Origin of the sequence: Paenisporosarcina sp. TG20, from assembly GCF_000286315.1 — a bacterium.
Taxonomy (GTDB): domain Bacteria; phylum Bacillota; class Bacilli; order Bacillales_A; family Planococcaceae; genus Paenisporosarcina.
Window position 1 is genome coordinate 1 of the sequence record NZ_ALJG01000224.1, and the last position, 11,085, is coordinate 11,085.

Annotated in this window: 11 protein-coding genes; 10 read left to right on the forward strand and 1 reads right to left on the reverse strand. The window is 35.9% G+C overall.

The window, feature by feature from the left end; all coding sequences use genetic code 11:
* Nucleotides 1–94: 94 nt before the first annotated feature.
* The 9 genes from B371_RS0104950 (at nucleotide 95) to B371_RS22375 (ending at nucleotide 7,159) form a co-directional block, all read left to right on the forward strand.
* Nucleotides 95–265 carry a Flp family type IVb pilin gene (locus B371_RS0104950; RefSeq protein ID WP_019413197.1) on the forward strand — a complete coding sequence of 57 codons (171 nt, stop codon included), beginning with the start codon at nucleotides 95–97 and terminating at the stop codon, nucleotides 263–265.
* 63 nt (nucleotides 266–328) lie between these two features.
* A complete protein-coding gene (locus B371_RS0104955; RefSeq protein WP_019413198.1) occupies nucleotides 329–838 on the forward strand; it encodes a prepilin peptidase in 510 nt (169 codons plus the stop codon).
* Nucleotides 835–1,215, forward strand: a complete 381-nt coding sequence (locus B371_RS0104960; protein ID WP_019413199.1) for a TadE/TadG family type IV pilus assembly protein — start codon at nucleotides 835–837, stop codon at nucleotides 1,213–1,215. The genes B371_RS0104955 and B371_RS0104960 overlap by 4 nt, the downstream gene beginning before the upstream one ends.
* Nucleotides 1,215–2,150: a pilus assembly protein TadG-related protein gene (locus tag B371_RS0104965; RefSeq protein WP_019413200.1), complete on the forward strand. Its 936-nt coding sequence runs from the start codon at nucleotides 1,215–1,217 to the stop codon at nucleotides 2,148–2,150. Before B371_RS0104960 ends, B371_RS0104965 begins: the two co-directional genes overlap by 1 nt.
* A 27-nt stretch (nucleotides 2,151–2,177) precedes the next feature.
* The gene (cpaB, locus tag B371_RS0104970; protein ID WP_019413201.1) at nucleotides 2,178–2,759 is read left to right on the forward strand and encodes a Flp pilus assembly protein CpaB; all 582 of its coding nucleotides are present in this window, start codon (nucleotides 2,178–2,180) and stop codon (nucleotides 2,757–2,759) included.
* Complete coding sequence (locus B371_RS0104975; RefSeq protein ID WP_019413202.1) at nucleotides 2,759–3,937, forward strand: AAA family ATPase; 1,179 nt, start codon at nucleotides 2,759–2,761, stop codon at nucleotides 3,935–3,937. The genes cpaB and B371_RS0104975 overlap by 1 nt, the downstream gene beginning before the upstream one ends.
* The gene (locus tag B371_RS0104980; RefSeq protein ID WP_019413203.1) at nucleotides 3,937–5,274 is read left to right on the forward strand and encodes a CpaF family protein; all 1,338 of its coding nucleotides are present in this window, start codon (nucleotides 3,937–3,939) and stop codon (nucleotides 5,272–5,274) included. Before B371_RS0104975 ends, B371_RS0104980 begins: the two co-directional genes overlap by 1 nt.
* On the forward strand, nucleotides 5,271–6,239 hold the full coding sequence (locus B371_RS21310) for a type II secretion system F family protein (RefSeq protein ID WP_019413204.1): 969 nt from the start codon (nucleotides 5,271–5,273) through the stop codon (nucleotides 6,237–6,239). Before B371_RS0104980 ends, B371_RS21310 begins: the two co-directional genes overlap by 4 nt.
* Before the next feature lie 2 nt (nucleotides 6,240–6,241).
* Nucleotides 6,242–7,159, forward strand: a complete 918-nt coding sequence (locus B371_RS22375; protein WP_019413205.1) for a type II secretion system F family protein — start codon at nucleotides 6,242–6,244, stop codon at nucleotides 7,157–7,159.
* Nucleotides 7,160–7,898: 739 nt separating this feature from the next.
* Here B371_RS22375 and B371_RS0104995 read toward each other — a convergent pair.
* Nucleotides 7,899–8,990 (reverse strand): branched-chain amino acid aminotransferase, encoded by a 1,092-nt coding sequence (locus B371_RS0104995; protein WP_019413206.1) that lies wholly within the window; start codon nucleotides 8,988–8,990, stop codon nucleotides 7,899–7,901.
* Nucleotides 8,991–9,388: 398 nt separating this feature from the next.
* On the opposite strand from B371_RS0104995, the gene B371_RS0105000 reads away from it, so the two are divergent.
* Entirely contained in the window at nucleotides 9,389–10,729 is a 1,341-nt protein-coding gene (locus B371_RS0105000) for an aspartate aminotransferase family protein (protein ID WP_019413207.1), read from the forward strand.
* Nucleotides 10,730–11,085 lie beyond the last annotated feature (356 nt).

The following is an 11,085-nucleotide window of genomic DNA, read 5'->3' on the forward strand; positions in this document are numbered from 1 at the left end:
GAGCTTTGTCCTGAGTCCTGTAAGTAGGGATAAAAACTAATATATTCTAGTGAGTTCGGTAAAACGAATAATCAAAACTTGGGGGTACATAAACATGAACCAATTAATGAGGCTTTTAAAAGAAGAAGATGGACAGGCTTTAACCGAGTATGGGTTGTTAGTGGGATTGATCGCAATTGCTGTAATTGCTGTTTTAGGAACAGTGGGAACTAAATTAGACACATTATTTGAATCAATTGCAACTGCACTAACACCAACACCTTAATGAATAAATAAGTAGCCCGACTTACCGGTTGGGCTACTTTACTAAATTAAAGGAGAGAATCATATGATAAATATAGTCTTAGCTCTTATTCTTATTATTTCAATACTGACAGATTTACGTAACCGTAAAATTTTAAATATTGTAACACTACCAGCAATCATTAGCGGCTTTATTTATCATATTTTCACCTCTGGTTTAGAGGGGTTTTTTTTTAGTGGTCAAGGGTTTTTATTAGGGCTTGGGTTGTTATTTATCCCATTTTTAATGGGTGGAGTTGGAGCTGGAGATGTCAAGCTACTTGCTGCAGTGGGGGCGTGGAAAGGGGCGTTGTTTATTTTTTATACAGGTATTTATGCTGGAATTATAGGTGGGATTATTGCACTACTTATTTTATTAAAAAGAAGAGAACTTATTTTCACACTAAAACGGATGTTGTTTTCGGTACTGTTTTGGAAAAGTGCAAACGGTGCTTTACTAGCTAAAGATGATAAACAAGGGTCTATATCGATTCCGTATGCAATCCCAATTGCTCTCGGTACCCTTTTTACGTTTCTCATGGAGACCTACCTATGAAATCTCAAAAAGGGCAAACTTTAGTTGAAACCGCGTTAATCATTCCGATTCTCTTAATGATACTTTTTGGTATTACGGATTTCGGCAGGATCTTCCATGTGTACTTAACACTAGACCATGCAGGTAGAGAAGCGGCTCGAGTTGCGACAGTTGGAGCTGATGACTCAATTATAAAGTTGAAAATAAAAGATGCTACAAGTGGTCTTGATCAAGATAAATTAACTATCTCGATAACACCAGAAGGAAAAGTGAATAGACTTAGTGGAAGTGACGTGGCCATAGAATTAACGTATCCGGTTGACTTTTTAACACCAATTATTGGTCAAATTATTGGGCCTTTTGATTTGGAAGACACTACAGTAATGAGGGTGGAATAGTGAGGAATATTTATCAGTCTATTCTTAAAGAGCAAAGCGGAATAGCTATGGTACTGGTTGCTCTATGTATGTTTATGATTATTGGTTTTACTGCATTAGTAGTAGATGTTGGAGGACTATATTTTGAAAAAAGTCGGCTTCAAAAAGCAGTAGATTCTGCTGTACTTGGAGGGGCACAGGTATTAAAAGTATCAGAGAGTGCTGCTGAAAACACAGGTATAGAGCTTGCTTTAGACAATGGATTCACAGTCGTTGTAGAAGAAGTAGATACTGGAGCTAACTTTATTGAAATACATAAAACAGTAAGTAAAGAACTAACATTTGCTAGAGTATTAGGAATCAATCAAACAAATGTTAGTGCAACTGCGCGAGCTGAAACGCTTCAGACCTTAATAGCAGGAGATGGAATTATACCTGTAGCTATTGAACAAGGTGATTATAGTGCAGGGGAACCCTATACCATGCATTTCCAAGCAGGAAATCCCAACAATTCATCTGTCAGTGGAAATTTTGGGTTCCTAGCAATAGATGGGCCTGGTGGGAATGATTTAAAAGAAGGAATTATTAATGGTTCTACTATGGAAGTAAGTGAAGATAAATTGGAATGGACAAAGACAGGTTTATCATGGGGGAATGTAAAAGAAGGTTTTCAAACTCGTATCGACCAAGATGCAGATATAATAAATTGCCAGTCATATGAAACAGCTGATAATACTTGTAGCCGTGTCGTAACAGTACCTATAGTTGAAACCTTTGTGGATTCAACCGGTAAGACATTGGTTAGAATTATTGGATTTGCTGCATTTTGGATTGAAGATGTGGTGCCAAATGGAAATGATAAAGCAGTAGTTGGGCGTTTCATTGATTATGTTCGTGGTGGTACTTTCGGAGCTGGTGAAAATTACGGAATCTATGGAGTAAAACTTGTGAATTGATTTTAAATAATATAAGTAGGTGAATTTATGAATTCTAAGAGAATTTGGATAATAGCAATGGTATTTGGACTAATTGCTGCAGGAATGATGTACGTATTGATCACAGATAATAAAAACCAGTCCACCACTGTCAAACAGACTACTCCAGAGGTTTCAAAAGAAGAGGAAAAAGAAAACGTTGAAGCAGAAGAACAAGTTGAAGAGGAAAATATCTATGAATATATTCCAGTTTCACAAGGGAAACGAGCTATAACACTAGAAGTCACTGACGTTCAAGGTGTGGCTGGATTAGTACGTCCCGGTTCATATATTGACGTTATTGCTGTTATGCAGCAACCTGAAGAAGAACAGATACTTCAGCATGACTCAGCCACACTTTTATTACAAAACGTGAAGATTCTTTCAGTTGGTCATGCTGCGGATGATGAAGAGACGATGAAACGTTATCAAATGATTACAGTTGAAGTAACACCAAAAGAGGGACTTGTTGTAAGTTTTTCATCGAGATATGAGCTGTATATTATGCTTAGACAAGATGGAGATGACAAAATTGAACCTGACGATACCCATATCCATGAAAATGAATTACATGAAGGGGTGTTTAACTAATGTTGAAAATAATATCCATAGCTGAAAATGAAGAATGGATATCAAAAATAGAGAATATTATCAGTAATCCAGAGTTCAACATAACTTGGGTAGCCAATGAATTTAAATTATATGAACAAATACAACCATTAAAACCAAGTATTGTTTTTTTACCAAATTCTCAATCTTATAATGTATATAGTTTATGTGGGAAGATATCCAGGGCATTCCCGTTAACAACGACAGTATTAGTATTTCATTCAGAACAAGAACTAGATATGAAGAGTGCCCTTAGAGCAGGTGCAGGGGATGTCATTTTCATGTCATCTCCTATAGATAAAATAAAAGAGGATATAAATCTAGCAATAGAAAAAAATAGTAATAAGTTGTTCCAACAACAGCAACTAAAACCAACTAAAATTGCAAGAGTCATCACAGTTTGTAGTACCAAAGGTGGGATTGGAAAAACTACTGTCGTCGTAAACCTTGCAGCTGCGTATGGGAAAAAATTAAAAGTAGCAGTTATTGATTTAGATCTTCAATTCGGTGATGTCGCCATGTATTTAGATGTAAAGCCAAGACAAACAATATATGACTGGGTTAAAGGCGATAAGGAAGGCAAAAAAATTGACAGCTATATGACTTATTATAAAGACGGTATTTCAATATTAGCTGCACCACTAAGACCTGAATTTGCAGATGTAATAACAGGGGATGATGTCAGGAAAGTAATAAAGATACTAAAACAACAGTTTGATATAGTGATTATTGATGTATCTAGTTACATGAATGAAATTGGTATTGTTGCTTTAGAAAATTCAGATGATATTTTATTATTGACCTATCTTGATTTGCCTACTTTACGGAATAGTAAAATTCTCATTGATACATTAGTTTCCCTTCAATTAGATGACCGTATAAAAGTAGTGTTAAATCGACAAATGAAGGTCAAAGGTCTAACAATGGACACGCTTGAACAAGTGATTGGAAAGAAAATTTTCTCAGCGTTACCTGTCATGGAAAAAGCCATGGTCATAGCGGTCAATGAAGGACAACCTATAAGTTACTCGTACCCAAGATCACAAGTAGCAAAGAATATTTTTAAAATGGCTGAGACATTATATAACCCATTCAATCAAACAGATAGCAAAGATAACAAGGCCAAAAAACATAAAGATTTTGTAGGGGGCCGTGTGTAATGTCCTTATTATCACGTTTAGGTGGAGACCATCTAGTTACAGAAGTTAAAAAGGATATGACGATTAACACATCAAGTAAGAAAGTAAAATCAACTGATTTGGAAGTTCGACTTCACAATGTTCTTGTCGAAGAACTGAAAAAACCTATAAATCAAAATCAAGAGCTTGAGCCACTAATCGAAAAGCTCACAGAGGATTTTTTGGGAGAAGAAGGAAAACATCTTACGTTCGAGGAAAAAAAGCAATTAAAACATGATATTTCACATGAACTTACAGGGTACGGACCGATTTCACCACTGCTTGCTGATCCTTCAGTTACTGAAATAATGGTGAATGGTCCAAATGCTGTTTACATTGAAGTAAACGGAATAATTGAAAAAACATCCATTCATTTTAGAGACGATTTACATGTATTACGAGTGATTGAAAAGATTGTTGCGCCATTAGGTCGGAGAATTGATGAAAGTGTTCCAATGGTTGATGCACGCCTACCGGATGGGTCTCGTGTCAATGCTATTATCCCACCACTCGCACTAAACGGACCCACGATTACTATTCGAAAATTTTCAAGTGTTCCTTTTACTATAAATGATTTATTACGGAAGAACTCATTAAGTGAAAACATGGCTCTTTTCTTAAAAGCCGCAGTTGAATCAAAGCTTAATATATTCATTAGTGGTGGTACAGGTTCTGGTAAAACAAGTACATTAAACGTTATATCGTCATTTATCCCTAATGGTGAAAGAGTTTTGACCATAGAGGACGCTGCTGAATTAAGACTTTCACAAGAACATGTCGTCTCGCTAGAATCTCGTCCACAAAACATTGAAGGACAAGGGGAAATATCCATTCGTGATCTTCTCCGAAATTCACTCCGTATGCGACCTGACCGAATTATTATCGGAGAGGTTCGTGGTGCCGAAACGTTAGACATGCTCCAGGCGATGAACACAGGTCATGAGGGAAGTTTAGGAACAGGCCATGCTAACTCTCCTAGGGATTTGTTAGCACGACTTGAAACAATGGTACTCATGGCAGGATTTGATTTACCAGTAAAGGCCATTCGCCAACAAATATCAAGTGCATTAGACTTAATTGTTCAACAAGCACGAATGAAAGACGGCTCTAGAAAAATAACAAGAATTACCGAAGTGTTGGGGTTAGAAGGTGATACGATTATTCTTCAAGATATTTTCATCTACAAAGAACAGAAAAATATTTCTACGGATGAAATTGAAAAGAAATTCATGACTTCTGGAATTCGTCCATACTGTATTGATAAGATAATGTTAGCTGGTCATGATATCAATGACATGTTTAAGGAGGAGTGGGTATGACAAACTCTCTCCTTTTTCTTCTAATCATTATATTTCTAATTTCTACTGTTCTTTTCAAACTAGTTCTTTCACTTGTTTTTGAGAAGGGTAAATACGACAAAAGATTAAAAAAATATATTGATATCAAGGTTAAGGATAAAACAACAAAAACGAATGATCGTAGTCAAAAACAACATAATTCATCTCTATTGAAAGTTAGTAAAGGGATTGAAAAGTTTATTAATCTTTCTAAAAATGAAATGCTCCTGACACAATCGGGGGTTAAACTTTCACTAGGGGAGTTATTTATTGGACGGGTCATGCTAACAATAATAGGCATGGCAATTGGCTACCTTAACAGCTATCACTTTATTATCATTTTAATCATTGGGGTGATTGGGTTTTATTTACCAATGATTTATGTCAAGAAAAAAAGAAAAAAACGTCTGCTATTGGCTTCAAAACAACTTGGAGATGCACTAGGTACAATGGCCAACGCACTTAGAGCTGGATTTAGCTTCATGCAAGCATTAAATATGGTCGCAAAAGAGATAAGCGAACCATTAGGGCCTGAATTCATAAAAGCATTACAAGAAATTAATTTTGGTATACCTGTAGAGAAATCGTTTCAAAATTTATTAGATAGACTACCAGATAAAGAGCTTGAAATTGTCTTAAATACACTGATTATCCAACGTTCAACTGGCGGAAACTTAGCTCAATTATTGGAGACCATGCAGGAAACCATATTTGATCGAGCAAGACTAAAAGATGAAGTGAAAACATTAACAGCTCAAGGAAAATTGTCTGGAATTATCATTACGATATTACCGATAGCACTTGGTTTTTATATTAAGCTTGTTAATCCAGAATACTTTCAACTATTATTCTCCCATCCACTTGGTTGGGCTATGGTGATTATTGGCTGTATTAGTATAGTTTTGGGATGGTTTTTTATAAATAAAATTGTACAAATTGAGGTGTAGCTTTGATTTCATTATTATTTATTCTATTTACTTCACTTTTCTTCATGCTTGTCGTAGGGGCTATTTTAAGTCAACTTTATAAACAGAAAATAGCTATAAATAGAAGAACAGCTAGTTATTTTGACATCGGAGAAGGAAAACGCAATACAAAACCTATTACAAAAAATGATCTAGTCTTTCTCAAAAAAGTTAGTGATAAAGTAAAGACTGTGATAGACCAAAAGACGCCTATATCAAAAAAGTATGAGTTAGAATTACGGCTGCGTGAGGCAGGATATCCTCTTAATTTATCATCAACTGATTTTAAATTTTTCCAACTCCTAATAGGGTTTGTTATATTTTTTTCTCTAAGCTTATTGTTGATGAAATTAGACACTACTATTTTTTCAAGCTTTTTTTTGGCGGGTCTGATGGCAGTGATTGCTATGTATTATCCTTCATTTTATTTAAGTGTGATTATAAAAAAGAGAAGGATTGCTATTCAAAAATCGATGCCGGATTTTTTTGATATGGTTAACCTATCAATTGAAGCGGGGATGGGTCTTGATGCTGCACTACTCAAAGTTTCCAAGAATTCAAAAGGACCTCTATCTGAAGAGTTTCTACAAACGATAGAGGATATGAAACTTGGAAAGTCCAGAAGAGAGGCATTTTACGATTTACGGAAGCGAGTTCCTGTTCACCAGTTTCAAAGTATTATTACATCGTTAATTCAAGCAGATATGTTAGGTGTTGGAATGGCCAAGGTCATACGTTCTTTGACAGGGAGAATACGGGAACAAAGAACACAATTAGCCAGGGAGCAAGCGATGAAGGCTCCAGTTAAAATGATATTTCCAATGATGTTCTTTATATTTCCAGCACTCTTTATTGTCATGTTAGGTCCATTAGTTATTTATTTAATTCAAACGATTTTATAGAGGTAAGAAAAACCGGGCAAAGATGCCAGGTCCTTTTAAGAAGAGTAACATAGAAACCCGGTGATTTCCGCTACGGTGGACGCTTTTCGCGGGCATGACTTCAGTCTCCTCGTCACTGCGTTCCTGTGGGGCCTTCAGCTCACGCTATTCCCGCAGAAGTCGCCACCTGCGCTTCAATCAACTAGTGTGAATCTATCAATCATTGCAGCGAATTATAATTAGAGTAACAAGTATTTGAATCGTGAGCTATACAAAGATAGCAGGAGCACTTCTCCTACACTATTTCTAAAAAAGGGAAGACTTGTTCAAAATACCAGAATGTCAGTGTTCATGATGCAAACATCTGCATTTTCTATTACTTAAATTACCAGTGACTTTCTTTCACTTAAAAAGCATATACTCACTTCTATTTAAGTTGTATTTTCTTTTCTCATAAATTCGAAAACAATTACTTGATTGAAGCGGAAGGTGGCGACTCCTACGGGATCAGCGGGACAGGTGAGACCCCGCAGTGGAGCGCCAGCGACCGAGGAGGCTTACCGCCCGCCCCGTGGAAAGCGTCCGCCTGGAGTGCAAAGCAGCGTTAGAACCTAATCCTTAAAATGCCGAGAATACTGAATTAATAGCACACCAATTTTATATACTTTTTTATCTTTTCAAAAAACCCATTTAGTGAGTGAACACTAAATGGGTTTTTAAATAATTGTGGCACTAGAAAACTGGATTTTCTAGTTACTAGTTATTTCGTGTTAATTTTGTTAGGAACCTCTATAGACCAACCAAATGGATCTTCCAAAGTTCCCGTTTGGATACCTGTTAGCGTATCATATAATTTTTGTGATATTTCACCTGTTTGACCACCGTTTAAGAGCATTTTTTCATTGTTCCAGAATAATTCACCTACTGGGGCAATAACAGCTGCTGTTCCTGTACCGAATGCTTCTTCTAGCTTTCCTTCGGCATAAGCTTGTTTAATCTCTTCCATAGAAATACGACGTTCAGTTACAGGTATGTTCCAATGTCGAAGTAATTGAAGGATTGATTTACGAGTAACTCCTTCTAGAATACTGCCATTCACCGAAGGGGTTACAACTTCTCCATCAATAATAAAGAAGATATTCATACTGCCAACCTCTTCAATATATTTACGCTCAACTCCATCTAACCAAAGTACCTGTGAATAACCTTTGTCACCAGATAATTGCTGAGCTTTTAAACTAGCGGCATAGTTACCACCTGTTTTCGCTGTTCCAGTTCCACCAGCAACAGCACGTACATATTCGTTTTCAACAGCAATTCTAATAGGGGCAATTCCTTCTTTGTAATAAGAACCTACTGGAGATAGAATAATGATAAACTGATATTTAGTTGATGGTGCTACACCTAAGTAACTTTGAGTTGAAATGATAAATGGACGAATATATAAAGATGTTCCTATTGCAGAAGGAACCCATTCACGATCAACATCAACTAGTTGTTTAAGAGCTTCTAATGCGAAGTCTTCATCAACATGAGGAATACACATACGATCATTTGATTTGTTAAGTCTTTTAAAGTTTTCATCAGGTCTAAATAAAAGTACTTGTTCTTTTTTGTTTACATATGCCTTTAATCCCTCGAAAACGGATTGGCCATAGTGGAAAACCATTGCTGCGGGATCTATTGAAATAGGTTGATATGGAATAATGCGTGGATCATGCCATCCTTCACCTAATGTGTAATCCATAATAAACATGTGATCTGTAAAGGTTGTACCAAACTGCAGTTGATCAGGTGGCTGTTTTTCCTTTTTATTTTCACTTAAGGTAACGCTAATTTTGTTAGATGTCATAGTTGTTTCTCCTTGTTTTTTATATTTACGGGTTTTCTGTAAACCGATATATAAACTACATTGTACATCTTTTTTGAATATTGTAACAACAGTTAGATTGAAATATTATTAAAATATTTTTACGATTAAAAGATTTCTTAATATTCTGTTATTGTTTGACGTTTATTTAGTTGATTGGTATATTAGAGGTAATAGTTATTAACTGCCAAGTCTGTAATTCTCTATTTTCTGGCTGATAGGAACCAGTAATTAACAATATCAAAAGACCTCCAAAATTCCCCTAGGTTCTACACTTTATTCACCAATAGTACACTAGATACAAGGAACTATTTAATACTCGATAGCCAATTTTGTCTCACGTAAATTAATAAACGACTAATACTGAGGAGGAGCAAAGTATGAAAGAGTTAATTGAATTGGACAAAAAGCATTTTATTCACCCAACATCTTCTATTCAACTACAACAAGAAAGTGGAGCAAAGTTAATTATTGAAAAAGGGGATGGCATCTATTTAACAAATATGGATGGAAGAGTGTTCATTGATGCCATGTCGTCTTTATGGAATGTGAATATAGGACATGGGAGAAAAGAAATGGCTGAAGTTGCAATGGAACAAATGAACAAGTTAGGATACAGTTCAGCTTTTTCATCGTTTAGTAACGAACCAGCAATTCGGTTAGCCAAAAAAATTTCCGATCTTTCTCCTCCGAAATTAAATGCAGTATTCTTTACATCTGGAGGATCACAATCAAATGATTCCGCCATTAAACTGGTACGTCATTATTGCGAAATCCAAGGCCATCCTGAACGTAATAAGATTATATTGCTAAAGAGAGGGTATCACGGTGTTGTTGCTGGTGCGAAGAGTACAACCGATATATCTGAATACTGGGAAATGGATGAACATACAAAGACTAGTTTTGCCCATGCTGAAAACCCGTATGAAATCGGCACAAGTAGATCACTTGCTTCAATAAGAGAAGAAATTGAGAAGGTAGGATCTGAAACAGTAGCAGCATTTCTAGCAGAGCCAGTGCAAGGAACCGGAGGTGTTCTTATTCCTCCAAGCGATTATTTTCAGGAAGTACGTAAACTTTGTGATGAATACGGAATCTTGTTTATAGCAGACGAAGTTATTACAGGATTTGGTCGTACTGGGAAAATGTTCGGTATAGAACACTGGGATGTGGAACCTGATTTAATAACTTTTGCTAAAGGTGTGACTAGTGGGTATTTTCCACTCGGCGGTGTCATCATGTCCGATGAAATTCACAATGTGTTAAAAGATAAATCACATGGAATCTTATTCCAAGGCTTTACGAATAGTGGACATCCAACTGCGGCTGCTGTTGCTTTGAAAAATATTGACATTATTGAAACTGAAGGGCTTGTTGAGAACGCCAAAAAAATGGGTGAAGAACTATTAAAAGGTTTAATAGAAGTTAAACACAAAACGAGAATTGTAGGAGATGTACGGACGATTGGACTCCTTGGAGCAATGGAATTTTTACACGATCCAATCTCTCCCCAAAATTTAAAGTTGGCACCGAGAGTGGTCGAGGCTTTACATGTAAGAGGAGTAATCTGCCGCGCAGTAACATTTGACGGTTGTGATATTCTCTGCTTTTCTCCTCCCCTAATAATTAATAAAGAACAAATCAAAACACTTACAAAAAAACTGACTGAATCTATTAAGTCAGTTGAACAAGAATTGGCAAGTCAACTATTAAAACTCTAGTATCACAAAGAACATCTTCATTAGAGATATTAATATATTAACTTATATACAGTATCATGGCCACATCACGGCTAAGACAAATTTGATTAACAATTAACACACCTGCAGAAAGTAGCAGGTGTGTTTTTCTTTTTCACTACGGTTCTTCTAGATTCTTAAATGACTCATATTGTATGCGTTAGTTCTTGTAATACAGTGCTAATAATGCGAGACGTTAACATTCATTATTGGACTTACATATCGCTATGATTTCACGCTATAAAACTTTCTTATACATAGTATTAAAAAATTGAAATGGCTAATCCTAAAAGTTTATAAGATGTAGCCTTTTTACTAACTTAAGTTTCGCACCTTGA